12 protein-coding genes, 1 tRNA gene and 2 pseudogenes are annotated in these 16,983 nt (G+C 64.3%); 13 read left to right on the top strand and 2 right to left on the bottom strand.

Annotated elements, in window-relative coordinates; genetic code table 11:
* Positions 1-369: 369 nt before the first annotated feature.
* The 11 genes and pseudogenes from CFB34_RS32935 to istB all read left to right on the top strand — a co-directional run bounded on the left by CFB34_RS32935 (position 370) and on the right by istB (position 14,832).
* Positions 370-4,938 (top strand): YadA-like family protein, encoded by a 4,569-nt coding sequence (locus CFB34_RS32935; protein ID WP_027811100.1) that lies wholly within the window; start codon positions 370-372, stop codon positions 4,936-4,938.
* A 14-nt stretch (positions 4,939-4,952) separates the two neighbouring features.
* A complete protein-coding gene (locus CFB34_RS32930) occupies positions 4,953-5,621 on the top strand; it encodes a hypothetical protein (RefSeq protein ID WP_027811101.1) in 669 nt (222 codons plus the stop codon).
* Between the two features lie 29 nt (positions 5,622-5,650).
* On the top strand, positions 5,651-5,863 hold the full coding sequence (locus tag CFB34_RS32925; RefSeq protein ID WP_034192229.1) for a hypothetical protein: 213 nt from the start codon (positions 5,651-5,653) through the stop codon (positions 5,861-5,863).
* 15 nt (positions 5,864-5,878) lie between these two features.
* Positions 5,879-7,321, top strand: a complete 1,443-nt coding sequence (locus CFB34_RS32920) for a DUF1173 domain-containing protein (RefSeq protein WP_027811103.1) — start codon at positions 5,879-5,881, stop codon at positions 7,319-7,321.
* Positions 7,322-7,583: 262 nt separating this feature from the next.
* Positions 7,584-7,721 (top strand): hypothetical protein, encoded by a 138-nt coding sequence (locus CFB34_RS32915; RefSeq protein WP_153260042.1) that lies wholly within the window; start codon positions 7,584-7,586, stop codon positions 7,719-7,721.
* Positions 7,722-7,729: 8 nt separating this feature from the next.
* On the top strand, positions 7,730-8,623 hold the full coding sequence (locus CFB34_RS32910) for a hypothetical protein (protein WP_027811104.1): 894 nt from the start codon (positions 7,730-7,732) through the stop codon (positions 8,621-8,623).
* A 672-nt stretch (positions 8,624-9,295) separates the two neighbouring features.
* Complete coding sequence (locus tag CFB34_RS32905) at positions 9,296-10,207, top strand: SOS response-associated peptidase family protein (RefSeq protein ID WP_027811105.1); 912 nt, start codon at positions 9,296-9,298, stop codon at positions 10,205-10,207.
* A gap of 72 nt (positions 10,208-10,279) precedes the next feature.
* A pseudogene (imuA, locus tag CFB34_RS32900) lies at positions 10,280-10,903 on the top strand (translesion DNA synthesis-associated protein ImuA); the annotation flags it as partial.
* Between the two features lies 1 nt (position 10,904).
* Positions 10,905-12,287: pseudogene (locus CFB34_RS32895) on the top strand (error-prone DNA polymerase); the annotation flags it as partial.
* 240 nt (positions 12,288-12,527) lie between these two features.
* Entirely contained in the window at positions 12,528-14,039 is a 1,512-nt protein-coding gene (gene istA / locus CFB34_RS32890; RefSeq protein ID WP_027809980.1) for an IS21 family transposase, read from the top strand.
* A gap of 4 nt (positions 14,040-14,043) precedes the next feature.
* Entirely contained in the window at positions 14,044-14,832 is a 789-nt protein-coding gene (gene istB / locus CFB34_RS32885) for an IS21-like element ISBmu1 family helper ATPase IstB (protein WP_012213993.1), read from the top strand.
* A 259-nt stretch (positions 14,833-15,091) separates the two neighbouring features.
* Here istB and CFB34_RS32880 read toward each other — a convergent pair.
* Positions 15,092-15,165, bottom strand: a tRNA-Gly gene (locus tag CFB34_RS32880).
* 39 nt (positions 15,166-15,204) lie between these two features.
* The gene (locus tag CFB34_RS32875; RefSeq protein WP_077187207.1) at positions 15,205-15,507 is read right to left on the bottom strand and encodes an H-NS histone family protein; all 303 of its coding nucleotides are present in this window, start codon (positions 15,505-15,507) and stop codon (positions 15,205-15,207) included.
* Between the two features lie 187 nt (positions 15,508-15,694).
* On the opposite strand from CFB34_RS32875, the gene CFB34_RS32870 reads away from it, so the two are divergent.
* Both CFB34_RS32870 and CFB34_RS32865 read left to right on the top strand, forming a co-directional pair.
* Positions 15,695-16,762: a hypothetical protein gene (locus CFB34_RS32870; protein ID WP_048992704.1), complete on the top strand. Its 1,068-nt coding sequence runs from the start codon at positions 15,695-15,697 to the stop codon at positions 16,760-16,762.
* A gap of 51 nt (positions 16,763-16,813) precedes the next feature.
* Positions 16,814-16,954 (top strand): hypothetical protein, encoded by a 141-nt coding sequence (locus CFB34_RS32865; RefSeq protein ID WP_153260041.1) that lies wholly within the window; start codon positions 16,814-16,816, stop codon positions 16,952-16,954.
* Positions 16,955-16,983: the final 29 nt, after the last annotated feature.

Below are 16,983 nucleotides of genomic sequence, written 5' to 3'. Positions count from 1 at the left end.
TCTCCCTTCTCGCGTGCCCAGTACGCCTATGCGGTCTGTACGACAGACCCCGGTTCGCCAAAGTGGTTCAGCCACCTCCATGCCGCTCGGCACCACGCGATAGCACCCGCTCGCGCATGCGTCGGCATCCACGATGGGGAATTCCCGCCCCTGACTGCCGATATCCCGATGCTGCGCGACGCCTTCGAGGGTGCCGTGCTTGAGATTCACCAAAGGCAGCGCCGTCAGATCGATGGCGATGTTGCCGAAAGAAACCCCCTCTGTTCCCGGAATCTTGGCGGAGGACAGGAACAGAGGGCTCCAGGTCCTGCGCGAGCGCAGGCGTAAACGTCCCGTAGACCGGGCACTCGTTGTTAAGCGGGGATTGTAATGAAATTTTCGAAACGCCCTACACCAAGCGGTTTATCGATCGCGATCGCCGCGGCGATCGCATCGATGGCTGGTCCAGTGCATGCTCAGACGTCCGGAGACGGTGCGCTTTCAGATGGGAATGGTGCCGTTGCCTCTGGCGATTATTCCGTTGCGATCGGCACGGCGGTTACCTCTGCCGGGCCGCGCTCGTTGAGCTTTGGTTACGCGTCGACGGCGGCCGGAGCCGATTCGATCGTGCTCGGGACGTCCAGCACCGCGCAGACGAATGCGGTAGCGGTCGGCAATACGACGGCGGCCGGTACGAATGCAACGGCAATGGGTTCCGCCGCCACTGCCGCGGGCAATGGTTCCGTCGCGATCGGAACCGGCGCCGTCGCGAACAATTCGCAGGATGTCGCAATCGGATCGGGATCCACGACCGGCGCCGCGCACCCGCTTAGTAGCTTCGTTATTGCTGGTGAGAACTACTCGGTGGCGGGATCAACGTCCAACGGGGTGGTGAGTTTCGGTGCGCCGCAAAGTCCGAGGCAACTGACTAATGTTGCCGCCGGCGCCGTTAGTGCAACAAGTCTCGACGCCGTCAACGGATCCGAGCTCTATCACATGGGACAGGCAGTTGGGAGTCTCTCAACGTCGACGAGTCAGTCCGTGACGTCGCTGTCGACTGCGACCGCCAACAATGCCACGGGAGTTGCCGCCGTCTCTTCCGGACTCGCTACGCTGTCAACCACCGCCTCACAATCTTTGTCGTCGCTATCGACAGGGCTCTCGAGCAACACGGCCAACGTCACGAGCCTGTCGAGCAGTGCAGCCTCAAGCGTAGGTTCGCTCTCAACCAGCGTGGCCGGCGCCGGTACGGCGTTGGCCAGCTTGTCGACCGGTATTGCGCAGTCAGCCACGTCGCTGTCAACGGGCCTGGCAAGCAACACGGCCAGCATCACGAGTCTGTCGAGCAGTACGGCATCAGGCTTTGGTTCGCTCTCAACTGGGCTGTCCGACGTCGGCACGACGGTCGCGAGCTTGTCGACGAGCACGGTTGCAGGGTTCTCGTCACTGTCGACGTCGACCGCTCAAACGGTCAGCAGCCTGTCAACCGGCGCGGCCAGTGCGATCGGTTCGTTATCGACCGGGACCGCACAGGCTGTCACGTCGCTGTCGACGGGCTTCGCCAGCAACACGGCCAACATCACGAGTCTGTCGAGCAGTACGGCATCAGGCTTTGGTTCGCTCTCAACTGGGCTGTCCGACGTCGGCACGACGGTCGCGAGCTTGTCGACGGGCACGGCTGCAGGGTTCGTGTCGCTCTCGACGTCGACCGCACAAACGATCGGAAGTCTGTCGACGAGCACGGCCAGCGCGATTGCGACGTTGTCGACTACGACAAGCCGATCGATCTCGTCTCTTTCGACTGGCCTGGCCGGCGACGGCGCGACACTCTCGGCAATGCAGTCCGCTTTGGCTGCAGGGACCGTTGGTCTGGTTCAGCAAGCAGGCGGTGCCGGCACGGGCGCGATCACAATCGGCGCCAGTACCGGCGGTACGGTGCTCAACGTCGCCGGCAACGCGGGCGCGCGGCAGGTCAAGGGTGTGGCCGCAGGCACAGACGCTACCGATGCGGTCGACCTGCAGCAGCTGCAGAGCGTGGCGGCTCAGACAGGCGCAATCGGCTCGAGCGCGGTCGTCTACGACGATGTGTCCCACACGAGCATCACCTTTGGTGCGGTGGGTGTGCCAGTCACTTTGACCAACCTCGCGGACGGCTCCGTGAACGCCGGCAGCACGGACGCGGTCAACGGCCGGCAACTCTATGCCGCGCAGCAGGCGACGAATGCCAACAGTGGTGCGATCGCCGCACTGTCTACTTCAACGCAGGCGGTCACGTCGTCGCTTTCGACGGGCGCGGTTAATAGTGCGGCCTTGTTCGGAAGCTTTTCATCCAGCACGGCTGCCACTTTCTCGCTCCTGTCGACTGGCTTGTCCGCGACCAACGAAAGTGTGTCGTCTCTCACGTCGAGCCTGGTGGCCGGAACCGTCGGGTTGGTCCAGCAGACCGGCGGGACCGGCAGTGGCCGGATCATGGTCGGGGCCAACACCGGCGGTACGGCCCTCGACGTGGCCGGCACATCTGGACCGCGTCAGGTCGAGGGCGTTGCCGCGGGCATCGACGGCACCGATGCGGTCAACCTGCAGCAGCTGCAGAGCGTGGCAGGCCAGACGGGCGCAATCGGCGCGAGCGCAGTTAGCTATGACGGCGCGTCGCATACCCGCGTCACGCTCGGTGCATCAGGGTCGCCTGTGACCCTGACCAACCTCGCGGACGCCTCGTTGAACGCGAGCAGCACCGACGCTGTCACGGGTCGGCAGCTCTATGCTGCCCAGCAGGCGACGAACGCAAACGTCGGCGCGATCGCTGCCCTGTCCACGTCAACGCTGGCGGCAGCGTCCTCGCTTTCCACGGGCATCGCCAGCAACGTCGTCTCGATCGCGAGCCTGTCGACCAGCACGACCACGGCGCTTTCTTCTCTCTCGACCGGCGTCTCCCATGGCCTGGCGTCGCTGTCGACCGGCTTGTCCTCGGCCAACGCCGGCATATCAGCCCTCGCGTCCAGTCTTGCGGTCGGGACTGTCGGGCTGGTGCAGCAGTCCGGCGGCGCCAGCACCGGCACGATTACGGTCGGCGCCGGCACCGGCGGCATCGCGCTCGACGTCGGCGGAACTGCGGGCGCGCGCCAGATCAAGGGCGTAGCCGCCGGCACAAACGCCACCGACGCGGTCAACCTGCAGCAACTGCAGGGCGTAACGGCGGCTGTGGGCGCCGTCGGCGACGGCGCAGTCTCCTATGATGACTCGACGCATTCGCGCGTCACGCTCGGCGCCCCCGGCGTCGGATCGCCCGTCGTGCTCACCAACGTCGCAGACGCGGCACTGACGGCCACCAGCACGGACGCCGTGTCTGGTCGGCAGCTTTACACCGCCAACCAGGCGATCAGCGCCAACGCGGTCTCGATCGCAATGCTGTCGACGTCGACTGGCCTCGCCGTGTCGTCGTTGTCCACCGGCGTCGCCAACGGCGGGGCGACGCTGGCCGCGCTGCAATCGGGACTGGCGGCCGGTACGATTGGCCTGGTGCAGCAAGCCAGCGGTTCCAGCACGGGCACGATCACGGTCGGCGCCAGCACCGGCGGTACGGCGTTTGACATCGCCGGCACTGCCGGCGCGCGCCAGGTCAAGGGCGTAGCTGCCGGCACTGACGCCACCGATGCGGTCAACCTCCAGCAGCTGCAGGGCGTGGCATCTCAGGCCAGCGCGCTCGGCGCGAGCGCGGTCGCCTACGACGACGCCTCGCATACGCGGGTCACATTCGGCACGGCAGGCGCGCCCGTCGCCCTAACCAACGTCGCTGATGCGGCCTTGACGGCGAACAGCACCGACGCGGTCTCGGGACGTCAACTCTATGCGACGAACCAGAGCGTCTCCGCCCTGGCTGGCCAGCTCGCTACGGGTACCGTCGGACTCGTGCAACAACGCGGCGGCTCGAGTGCCGGCGCGATTACGATCGGTGCCGGCACAGGCGGCACCAACATCGACGTCAGCGGCCTGGCTGGCGCGCGCCGCGTCTCTGGTGTGGCAGCGGGTGTGAACGTCACCGACGCGGTCAATGTCGGCCAGTTGAACCAGGTTATCGGTACGGTCAATACGATCGCCGGTAACGCACTGTCTTACGACGATCTCACGAAGCTCAGCGTGACGCTTGGAGGGCTCGGAGCCGGGGTGGCCGTCACCATCCATAACCTGGCGCCCGGCGCGTTATCAGCAACCAGCGCGGATGCGGTCAACGGGGCTCAGCTCTTTGCCACGAATGCGAACGTCGCCGCCAATACCAGCGCGATCGATGTACTTTCTGCCCGACTTGGCGCGATCCTTCCGTCGAGGTTCAGCCAGAGCCTCCCCGAGCCCGGCCAGGGCAGCCTCAAATATGCTGCGTTCAACAGCACCGGCGCCGGTTCAGTTGCAACCGGCACGGATGCGACGGCTATCGGCAGCAATGCGGTGGCCACCGGCGATCGCAGTGTTGCACTCGGCGTGGGTGCCGTTGCCCAAGGCAGCGGCTCGATCGCGGTCGGCAGCGGTGCGAGCACAACTGGCGCCAATGCCGTGGCGCTGGGCGCCGGTTCAGTGGCCGATCGCGACGATTCGGTGTCGATCGGCAACTCGGCGACCGGTACGACGCGAACACTGACCAATGTCTCGGCCGGAACGGCCCCGACCGATGCCGTCAACGTCCAGCAGCTGAACGACACGGTGACGAACCTGAGCAACCGCATCGAACACGACCGACGTGACGCCAATGGCGGCATCGCCGCGGCTGTCGCGATCGCCAGTCTGCCCCAGGCGCCGGCGCCGGGAAAGAGCATGGTGGCCATCGGGGGCGGGACGTACGGCGGGCAGTCCGCCATGGCGCTCGGCATTTCAACGTATGCCGGCCACTGGATTCTGAAGGCGAACGGCTCGACCGATACGCGCGGCACCGTGGCCGCCGGTGTAGGTGCGGGATTCGTCTGGTAACCAAGGAGATCACCATGAATTCGAAACTTCCTGCTGGACCGGACGTGGTGACAGGCATCGGTCTGCGCAATCCTGAGGTGCCGATTGCTTTCGAGCGCGCGCTGCAGGCTCGCGTCGACTACGCGATGGCGATCTGCACGACCGATGAGGGATCCGAAGCGCGGAACGCACTCCTGAAACGGGCACGCTATGGGGCGAGCGATCTCGGCCGAGATCTTGTCCTGGTCGGTGCCGACGATCTCAGTTGTTCGCCGTTGCTCGCCGACGTGCCCGTGTTGCGAGACGCATTCGAAAGTGCCGTCGACTGGGCGCAGGTCGACCAGGCCAACGCCGAGGCTGAACTGGCGGAGGCCTTGGCTGAAGCCGAGAACGAGCTGGCGCGAGAGAAGGCGGCCGACGAGCGACGTGCCAACACGAAGGCGGCAATCGAAGCCGGCGATTGGCCGGCGCTGGATCTCCCAACGCCCGACGCCTTCGTGCAGGCGCTGGCCGCGGGCAAATCGGTCGACGTCGACGGGCACTGTTTCGACTTCGTCAGCGGCGAAGGTCTGTGGTGTACGAATCCGTATGGCGTCGATGCCTATTTCGGAGACGCCATACCGTCGGTCACCTACGCCCGTGAACTGCTCGGTGCGATTGCGCTCGGCACCGTATTCGGCGACGTCCCGCCTGACAGCGATTGAGCTACCCCATCCACATACCGGAGCTTCCCATGCCCGATCAGGTGTTTCGAAGTGGCAAACCCGTGACAGCACACAGCATCGTGTCGGCCGCGATCGCTGGCGACATGACGGCCGACGAGGCCGTGGAACTCGTCCAGTTGCTGATTGAGGCCCGCGCGCGCGGCCTAGATGTCCGAGAGGCCGATCCCCGCTCTGCCAAAGCGCCCTTGAGGGGCTCGGCCAAGCGCTCAGCCGCCGTTTAAACCAGGAGATCTGGCATGCAGAACTTTGAATTAGACGGGTTGGAATACGAGGCGGGAAGCAATAGTTTCCTCGCGAAACTGCCAGCTGCGCACGAGGCAAAGACACGTCCGCTCTGCCTGTGCTCGACCCCACCGATTCCGATGTACATCGCACGTTTCGAGGGGCGGTATCAGGTCAAGCGTATGCCCGGTACCGGCGCGAAGCACAAGCTCGGCTGCGACTCGTACGAAACCCCGCCCGGCCTGAGCGGTTACGGCGATGTAGAGGGGTCGGCCATCGTCGAGGATCCGGAATCCGGAGAGGTCACCCTCAAGTTCGGTTTCGCGTTGGCGAAAGGTGCCTCGCGGGAGATGCCGGAGCCCTCTGGCGATGAGCCTGACAGCATCAAGACGGATGGCAAGAAGCTGACCTTGCGGGGTTTGCTGCACTACCTCTGGGAACAGGCCGGCCTGAATCGCTGGTCGCCGGCCATGGCCGGCAAGCGGAACTGGTCTGTGGTCCGCAAATATCTGCTGTTGGCCGTCGCGGGCAAGAATGCGAAGAAGATGAGCCTCGAGGACATGCTGTACGTCCCTGAGATGTTCGTCGGCGACCAGAAGGACCGCATCGCCCAGCGACGCACCGAGCATCTCGCCCGGATTTCTGTTTCCGAATCCGGGAAGCCGCACTTCGTGCTGGTGATCGGTGAGCTCAAGGAAATCGCGACCGCTCGCTTTGGCTTCAAGCTGGTCATCAAGCATCTACCCGACTATGGCCTGATGGTCGACGAGAAGACCAAGAAGCGGATCGAGAAGGTCTTCGCGTCCGAGCTCGAGATCTGGGCGGCAACGGAAGGCACCCACCTCATGGTCATCGCCACCGCGAGCCTGTCAGCGGCCGGTATCGCCACCGTCCAGGAGGTGTCGATGATGCTGGCCAACGAATCGTGGATCCCGTTCGAATCGCTCGCCGATAACGCGCTTCTGAAGGCCTTGGCCACCCGTCGTTACCAGAAGTGCCTGCGCTACAACCAGACCGCTAAGCATCCAATCGCCACGGCGTTATTGACTGACGCCGAGCGCGGTACGGCGCTCTATGTTGTGCCGGCCGACGTGTCGTCCGGCTACCAGTCCGAGCTAGACACGCTTATCGCGGAGTCGGAACTGGATTCATGGATCTGGCGGCCGGGGACCGAAGTGATGCCCCCGCTTCCCCTGACCGCCTTCGACGCGGCGCGGAAGGCCCAACGGCAACCGCGGCCGCTCGCATCGGCAGCGGCCACGAATGCCCTAGCGGTACCGGGCTCCGCGATTGCGCGCGAGCTCGAAAACAGAACGCGCACGGTGGTTAAGGCGCCCGAAACGGAACCGGATCCGACTCCGCTGTTCGCCGAACCACCGGTCGTCGATGAGCCGCCCCCGAGGTTCGATGATCAACCGCCCTATACCGATGAGGATCGACCGGCGAATTGGTTGTGAGTGCAACTGGTCATGGAATCGCCTAGTTCCGCTGGACTGAAAGCGATTCTTTTGGAATGTTGTGTAGCGCTAACGAATACGGAGGACTGGATAGGCCAGTCAAAAAAAACGCCCCGATTGCACTCGGGGCGCGACCAAGATGACGTACGACAGGGACCTTCGGCGTCGCAGGCGTCAAACCAGAAAGTTCGGATTCTAGAACAGAAGCGTGCCCTGTCAAGCGTCATCTATGTGACAGCAACTTAACGAATCAGCACATCAGATGATGATCCAGAACAACATTGGCCGTATTGTCGGTGAGGCATTGAAAACAGATGCAACGGCGCTGCCGCTCCGCCCCGTGGTAGCGGCTGGCGGCGATCCGGATATCCAAAATTCGAGGGTATCGGGTACGGACTGAACCAGCTCATGACTCGGCTGATTCCCGGTACGTCGCCGAATCTGGCGCACGCCCCGATGAATCCGACCTGTCCGGCCGCCAGCGACGACTGGATGGCCGCGCCTACGCACGCCCCCCGTCGACGCGCGTCGCTGCCCGAGCGCGTTTGGCCGGCGGATATTCCGTGTCCGGCGCCGGCGAACAGCCCCCGGCTGCTGCGCGAGTTGAAGTTGCGCCTCGGCCGATATCTCGAAACGCCGCAGGCCTGGTTGCCGGCCCTGAACGCTGCCAATGGAAGCCGCCGCCAGCAGCGCAGCGAGCGCCGTATAGCGTGCGTGCAACTGGTGCGAGCGCTCGTCAAATTTTGTGATGTCTCGACGTTGCGTATTGCAGTGCCGGCGCAGAGCGGCTGGGTGGATTTCACCCTGCCCTACCTGGCCGAGCAGGCGGGTCTCTCGGTGCGCCGTGCCGAGCGCGCGCTGCGCGACCTGGTCACCGCACGGCTGGTGAAAAGCCGGCCGCAGTGCGAGGTGGCGGTCGGCGACGAAGGGCCGCGCTATCGTGGGCTTGCCGCCATTCGCTACGTGACGCCTGCACTATTCGAACAATTCGGCCTGGGCAAGTGGCTGCGCCATGAGCGCACTCGCGCCCACCTACGTGCGCAGCGCCGGCGTAATGCCGCGCGCAAGTCCGAGCGGAAGGCCCATGCCAGTGCCGGCCAGCTGCGCACGCTGCTCACCGACAAACTGGCCGCTGCTCAGGCCAAGGCCGTCGCTCGGAGCACGCGCTCCGACGACGATCGTCGTGCCGATCTCGAGCGCGCGATCATGATCCGCGCCGGCGAACTCAAAGATATCTACCCGGACTGGGACCGCGACCGGTGTTTCCGGGTCGCGCATAACCAGCTCGCCCCACCCGCCTAGCGTACAAACGGTTTCCTCCTATCTATCGCTACCGCGAGGATGGCGCTTGCGCGGATCCGCCGTCGTGCCGTCTTCTGCCGGTATTTGGTGTCTCATTCGCTGGTTTTCGGCCTGGATTCTGACGCCGTGTCGCCGCCTAGCCGTTCGCAACTGTGGATAAGTGCATTTAACTGTCGGGACGGCTCGCCGTTAAGTGTCGGGGCTTAGTCAGAACCTATCTCTACCTATACCCCATATCGACCCGCGGCAATGCCGCGGTGTCACGCGGGCTTCGCCCGCTTGGCAGGAAACCCCCACGGGCTGCATGCGCTTTCCACCGGCAGGCCGTAAGCGCTACGGCGGCCGCTGGCCGCCGCACCGCTAACGGCGCGACAAAAGATTTCGGGGCGCGTCAAAGCCGCACCCCGAAATCAGCGCGCGCGCGTGCGCGCCCGACTGCCCGCAAGCACCATCGACTATCCTCGGCAGCTTAGCTTTCAGAGAGGGGGGGTATCTTAATACGCAACTAACGGTCAAATGGATCGCCCCCACCAAAATTTTCCCTGCCGCTCCACACCCCCATGTCTACAAGAACGGGGCCGCCCCCAACCCGAGTGGAATCCTCACAATTCTGTTCAGCCCGTGCCTGAGCGCGATACTCTGTCGGAAGAGCAATGGTTATGGGAGGCGACGATGTGCTACTCGGCCAAGATCCAGGCGAACTATCGAGAGTACGTTCGACGTTACGGCGCCGACATGGACATCGAGACGTTCCGGCGCATCTTCTTCGCGCGCGCATCCGGGGCTGACATCAAGATCCCGAAAGCTGTCGACGCCGCGTTCGCAGGTGTCGATGATGAGATCACTACCGCGATCGCCGCGTATCGAAACCAGCGAACACGCGAGCTGGAGACCGCTCTGTTCGAGCAACGCGCGCGGCTGGCCGCGGCCGAGAAAAAGCTCGCCGCGAAGATCACGAAGAAGGCCAGCGAGGACGTCCGAATCGCCACGAACAAGATCGATGCGGCAACGCGCGGGCTCGACGATCTTCGCCGGCAGGACCTGCAGGAGCGTGATTCGCGGATCTTCCCCGGCTGGTATGCGCCCGTGCTGATCGAACTCGACGGCAAGCGCCTGATCGTGCCGATGCGGTACCGCTGCCGTATTCCGGGCTGGACCGAGGCGGAAGAAAAACAGAAGCAGGGAAGCTACAACGCGCGTTTCGACTCGCTCGGCACCGCCTGGCGCAAGGTGTTTGGCTTCACGCACGGTATCGTGCTCGCCGACACGTTCTTCGAGCACGTCGACCGAGACGGGAAGGACGTCATCCTGCGTTTCGATCCGACACCACCGCAGCAGATGCAGCTCGCGTGCTTATGGACGTGCACCGAGATTCCCGGTGCCGACGACCTCTGGTCGTTTGCGGCGATCACCGACGATCCGCCGCCCGAAGTCGCGGCCGCAGGGCACGACAGGTGTGTGATTCCGCTGAAATCCTCGAACGTCGACGCCTGGCTCGCACCGGATCCAAGCCGGCGCGCGCAGTTGCGCGACATCCTCGCCGACCGCGAGCGGCCGTACTACGAGCACCAGCTCGCTGCGTAAACCCGGGGGTTGGAGGGACGGTTATCTCTGTCATATACTGTACAAACATACAGTATTTTGCGAACCGACCCCATGCACCCCGCTCTCGCCCATCCAGAAGCAATCCATCCGAGTTTATGGCGAGCCAGCCAACTGGCGCGCTCGAGCGTGCGCGGCGTCGACACGGGCCATCCGGAGTTGACGGCCGAACTGCCCGGCGGCGGATGGCCGCCCGGCGCGCTGATCGAACTGCTCGCGCCGCAGCCTGGAATCGGCGAACTCCGGCTGCTGGCGCCGGTGCTCGCGCGCGCGGCCGGCAAGCCGGTCATGCTGATCCAGCCGCCGCATGCGCTGCAACCGCTGGCGCTCGCGTATTGGGGTATCGATCCGTCCGGCTTCGTGATGCTGCCGGCACCGCGCTCGGCCGACGCGCTGTGGGCCGCCGAACAGGCGCTGCGTGCTGGCACGTGCGCCGCCGTGCTGCTCTGGCAGTCGCACGTGCGCGCGGACGCATTGCGGCGGCTCAATCTGGCCGCGCAGAGCGGCCAGGCGCTGTTCTACCTCTTCCGGCCGGCGGCCGCCGCGCGCGACGCGTCGCCGGCGCCATTGCGACTCGCGCTGGCACCCAAGCGCGACGGCGTCGACGTCACGTTCGTGAAGCGCCGCGGGCCTGCACGCGATACGCCGCTGTTCGTTCCCTTGTCCCCCTCGCCGATTCGTCGATTTCGAACATCAGCGTCGCGAAGAGGTCATGCAGTACATCTACCGCAAGTACGGCCGCGATCGCGCAGCGCTGACGGCCGCCGTCACGACGTACCGGCCGCGCAGCGCTTTGCGGGAGGCCGGCAAGGCGCTCGGCGTGGATCCGGCGATCGTCGAACGCGTTGCGAAGCAGCACCACTGGTTCGATTCGCGCGCGGATCTGCTGCAGCGGTTTGCCGAGGCTGGCCTCGACCCCGACGCGCCGCTGAATCAGCAGTGGGCCGCATTTGCCGCGCAGCTGCTCGGCTATCCACGACACCTGTCGCAGCACTCGGGCGGCTTCGTGATCAGCCGCGGCAAGCTCACGCGCCTTGTGCCAGTCCAGAACGCGAAGATGGTGGATCGCTCGATCATCCAGTGGGACAAGGACGACATCGAGGCGCTCGGCATTCTCAAAATCGACGTCCTGGCGCTCGGCATGCTATCGATGGTGCGCCGCGCGCTCGACATGATCTCGGAGAAGCGCGGCGAGACGTTCGAGTTGCAGGACATTCCGGCCGAAGACAAGGCGACCTACGACATGCTGTGCGACGGCGACAGCATGGGCGTGTTCCAGGTCGAATCGCGCGCGCAGATGTCGATGCTGCCGCGACTGCGGCCGCAGTGTTTCTACGACCTGGTGATCGAAGTCGCGATCGTACGGCCGGGCCCCGTGCAAGGCGGGATGGTGCATCCGTTTCTGCGCCGGCGCCAAGGGCTGGAGCCCGTCACGTTTCCATCTGAAGGCATGGAGAAGGCACTGGCGCGCACACTCGGCGTGCCGATCTTCCAGGAGCAGGTCATGCAGGTCGCGATGCTCGCGGCCGGCTTCTCCGCCGGCGAGGCCGACCAACTGCGCCGCGCGATGGCGGCATGGAAGCGCAAGGGTGGACTGGAGCCGTACCACGAGCGTCTGGTGAGCGGCATGCTCGAGCGCGGCTACGATCGCGAGTTCGCCGAGTCGATCTTCGCCCAGATCAAAGGCTTTGGCGAATACGGCTTCCCGGAAAGCCACGCGGCCAGCTTCGCGCTGCTCGTCTACTCGAGTGCATGGCTGCGTCGACACGAACCGGCCGTGTTCCTGGCTGCGCTGCTCAATAGCCAGCCGATGGGCTTTTACACGCCGTCGCAGCTGCTGCAGGACGCGCGGCGCCGCGGCGTTGAAGTGCTGCCCGTCGACGTCAACGTCAGCACATGGGATTCGGCGATCGAAGGGCCGACAACGTCGGCGCCCGTGCGCCTCGGCTTCTCGCTGCTGCGCGGCATGCGCGAGGACGTCGCGAGCCGGATCGAGCTCGCACGCGCGGCGCGGCCATTTGCCGACGTCGCGGATCTGGCGCGTCGCGCCCAGCTTGATCGTAAGCGACTCGGCCCGACCGTTTGTCACGGGGCGGCGCTATGGAGCCAATGCGGGGTCGGCATAAGGGCGCCACTTGAGGGGCGGCACATAGGCGCCAGTCCAAGGGCGGCGTAATGGCGCCACGTTAGGGGCGGCGCATAGGCGCCAGCAGCATCAGGGCGAGAACGCGGTTCGAACTTTCCGAGTCGGTACGCTCCGTTCTTTTTGAACGGAGCGTCCATGGCCAACAGGAGGTTCGAATTGTTTGAATACCGCCAAGTCCTTGTCCGCATGCGGCAAGGCGATTCTGACCGCGACATCGCGCGCGGCGGTTTGATGGGGCGCAAGAAGCTGACGACCGTGCGCCGCGAGGCTGAAGCGCGTAGTTGGCTGGATCCGGTGCAGCCGCTGCCGGACGACGCTACGATCGCGGGTGTCTTCGGGCGCACGCCGCACCTGCCGCACACCTGTGTGTCGACGGTTGAGCCATATCGCGAACAGGTCCGCGAATGGCTTGCCGCCGGCGTTCAGGGCACCACGATCCATGCCGCCCTTCAACGCAATCATGGCTACGCCGGCAGCTATTGTGCCGTGAAGCGCATGCTGCGCCATCTGGCTGCCGAGCGCAGCGTGGCCACCACAACGATCCTCGACTTCGCACCGGCCGACGCCGCGCAGGTCGACTTCGGCGCGGGACCCGTGCTGACGGTCGAGGGCATTGCGGTCCGGACGTGGATCTTCGTGATGACGTTGTGCTGGTCGCGCCACCAGTATGCCGAGATCGTGCTGGACCAGACCGTCGAGACGTGGCTCGCCAGCCACCGGCGCGCCTTCGAATGGTTCGGCGGCTGTCCCGACCGGGTCATCATCGATAACGCGAAGTGCGCGATCATCCGGGCGTGTCGATACGAGCCGGCGGTGCAACGCTCGTACGCCGCGCTTGCCGAGGGATATGGATTCCGGATCGACGCCTGTCCGCCGCACGATCCCCAGAAGAAGGGCGTCGTCGAATCGGGCGTCAAATACGTCAAGAAGTCCTTCGTGCCGCTGCGCGAGTTCCGGGATCTGGCCGACGCCAACCGGCAACTGCGCGAATGGGTGATGCAGCAGGCCGGCACTCGTATCCACGGCACCGTCCACGAACGGCCGCTGACGCGCTTCGGCGTCGAGCGCCCGTTGCTCGCTGCATTGCCGGACGTGCCGCCGGTACTGTCGGTCTGGAAGGAGGTGGCGGTCCATCGCGACGGCCACGTCGTCTACAAGCACGCGCTGTACTCTGCACCGTTCACGCTCGTCGGCAAGTCGCTCTGGCTGAAGGCGACCGATACGGTCATCCAGCTGTTCCATCGGCATGAACTCGTCGCAACCCATCCGCGGCAGCGGGCCGGCGGTCGCCACACGGTGCGAGATCACCAGCCGCCCGAAGCGCAGGCCTGGCTCGAGCACGATCCGCAGTGGTGTCTGGCGCGCGCGAAGGAGATCGGGCCGTCGTGCCACGGCGTGATCCTCGCGCTGTTCAACGACAAGGTGCTCGTCAACCTGCGCGGCGCGCAGGGGATCATCCGGCTGCGACAGAAAGTCGGCGATCAGAGGCTGGAAGCAGCCTGCGAGCGTGCGCTCGCGTTCAGCAGCGCGAAGTACAGCACCATCAAGGGCATCCTCGACAAAGGCCTGGACAGCGAACCGGTGCCGCGTCCCGCGTCGGCCCCGACTGGCGCTTACCAGAACGGCGGCCGCTTCGGCCGTGATCTCCAATCCCTGCTGATCCACTGACACCATGAACCCGAGTCCCGAATTGAATTCCATCCTCAAACAGCTGCGCCTGTCCGGCATCCTCGACTCGCTTGAGCAGCGCAACCGTCAGGCGATCGACGGGCAGCTCGCCTATACCGAGTTCCTTGCCATGCTGCTGCACGACGAGGTTGCCCGTCGCGAACACAAGAAGCTCGGCACCCGTCTGCTGCGCGCCGGCTTCGCGATGGGCAAGACGCTCGAGACGTTCGACTTCGACCGGCTGCCTACGTTGAACCGCTCACACGTTCATGATCTCGCGACAGGCCGGTATCTCGACGAGAAGGTCGCGATCCTGATCGCCGGTCCAACCGGCACCGGCAAAAGCCACTTGGCCCAGGCGCTGGGCCACTGCGCCGCCCGCCAAGGCCGCGATGTGCTGTTCATCTCGCAGACCGAGCTGCTCAAGCGATTGAACGCCGCGCGCGCCACCGGCGCCTATGACCGCAAGTTCCAGCAGTACGCCCGGGTGCCGCTGCTGATCGTCGATGACTTCGCGCTCAAACCGCTACGTACCCCGCAGGACGAGGACTTCCACGATCTCGTCGCGGCCCGCTACGAGCACGCGGCGACCATCCTGACGTCGAATCTCGACTTCGGTGAATGGGGCGCCGCGTTCCCCGACAACCGCATCCTCGGCACCGCCACACTCGACCGACTACGCCACGGCGCCTACCGGCTCGTCCTCGAGGGCGACAGTTACCGCACCCCGAAACCGATGCCAGATCCCCCTCAAAATGCAGTTGCCAAAAACGGCAAAAAACCGCAACCTTGAAACCGTTCGAATCCGCGTTTTACCCCCGGTTCTGCTGGCGCCATTACGCCGCCCATCCCCGGCTCCTTTACGCCGCCCCGCGACACCAACATCCCACCTACCCCCGCAGCGACTGGCCGAATTTCGGCCTCACCGACGTGGATCCACGGGAATACTGGTTCTGGGTGCTCCGCTTAGTCGGAGCTTTCGGCGAGGATACCGAAGGATAAGTTGCAAACCTGCCCTCGACGCTTGAGGGCATTTTTTTCAATCGGAAATGTGGAGCGGGTGAAGGGAATCGAACCCTCGTCGTAAGCTTGGAAGGCTTCAGCTCTACCATTGAGCTACACCCGCGGAAGCGGAATTCGCGGGCTTTGCCGCGAAAGCGCTCTTTTACTCTGCAGCGGGAATCAGAAAGCGATCGCGATTCTTCGCGTTTGCAATCCACTGCGGTGCCTTGCCCCGCCCGCTCCAGGTGGCTCCTGTCTTCGGATCCTGATACTTGGGTGCCACGGGAGCTCGCTCCCCAGACGCTGCAGCACGTCGGCGCCCAAACAGCTGCTCGGGCGTGATGCCGTACTCTGCGATCTGTTCGCGCATCGCTGCAATGACACTGTCGAGCTCTGCGAGACGTGCTTCTTCTGCTTGCTGTGCCAACGCATCAGCCTGCGCTTTCAATTCAAGATAAGTTGCCATGGAGATGGAAGAGAATCAGTTAAACAACGAACGAGTAGCCTAGTCGGCAAACTCGGTCCCGTCAACACGATTCCGGCATAATCACAAATACCGTCGGTTACGTTTTTCGCGTCCAAAGGTACGCCGGCACGACGCACACACGATAACCAGTCAGTCGATTGAGAGCGACTAGAAAATGGAACAAGCGATGAGCGCAACTACCACCTCACTCGAAGCCGTCGTGGACAACATTTCCTCGAAGCTGCGCGACGAGATCAGGCTGCTCGTCGACGCAAAATACGAAGTCGACGAGCTCGCATGCCGCAGTGCGGCCGGTCGGCGTCTCATTGAACCGTTCCACGACGGTGCCTACGGCCCACGGATCGGAGCTTCTTTTTTCAGAACCGTCTTTCCGTTCAGCAATCTCGAACCGTGCGGCGATTCGTTTAGCGCGCTTGCGCCTGTTTCGCAGACGATCGGCGCGAGCTGGCGATGGACTACCTCCTCTGTCCCTGAGAACGAGCGACCGGCTCTGCTGGCCAGGTTGCAAGACCCGGCTCGCGCGACGGCAGAAGGCTACGATCGAGCCGAGTTCATCTGGATCAAACCGCTCGGTCTATTTCTGGCGCACGAGGGCAAGAATCGCGTGGGATTCTTCCGCGATATGGGTGCGCAATGGATCCCGGCGCACGTTGCGCCGTACGATTACCCGGCCGCCGATCGCCTCGCGACCTACGCGGCGAAGCACGCGCATCAGACCATGTATTGGGCCGTGCTAGACGGCCAACTGCTAGCACCGATCAACCATCCTGCCTGGGCGCTGCCGATCCTGCGGGCCTACGGTGTGGCGGAACATCATCGGTGGCCGCACGAGTTCCCTGCGGTCGACGTAGTCACTGCAGCGCTTACCGAACGCCTGGTCAATCCGGTCTCCAGTCGGCCGGCACCGCTCGACTTGGAGTTGGTCCGCGAGAAAGAGGAATACGAATCGGAAGAGATTCCGTGCTCGATCCTCGACATCGACGCGCTCTCCGCACCATGGTTCTTTCTGAAGGTAATGTTCGGCGTCAGCATCATCGCGATCATGTTGATCTGCATCATGCCGGCAGACTGGTCGAATCTGCGCATCGCGGCCGGAGTCGTCGCCGGCTTGGGTTTCGGCGGCTTGCTAACACCAGGCGTCAAGCTGCTTCGTGCGCCGCGACGGCTCGTCGATCCCTACGCGTCGCTACGCAAATTCTCGCCGCTCGAGCGTAAGGCAGCGGGGATCCGGTGACGTACAACCAAGCCGGCATGGCCGGCCACTTTTCTAACACAGTGTCGAGCTATGCCGATCAAATTGACGCACGAAACAGCGCCGTACATTGCGCGCGCCATCGTCGAATCCGGGTCGTTTATCGGCGGACCGATCCTCGGTGACGCAGGCATGAACGCCTACATTGATGGTGGCCTCTACAACCGCGACTAGGCCGAGCGAACCGGCGCTACCCTGGAATT

Source organism: Burkholderia sp. HI4860, from assembly GCF_002223045.2.
GTDB lineage: Bacteria > Pseudomonadota > Gammaproteobacteria > Burkholderiales > Burkholderiaceae > Burkholderia.
The sequence above is the reverse complement of the archived record's forward strand: the minus strand, read 5'-3'. Positions and strand labels throughout refer to the sequence as shown.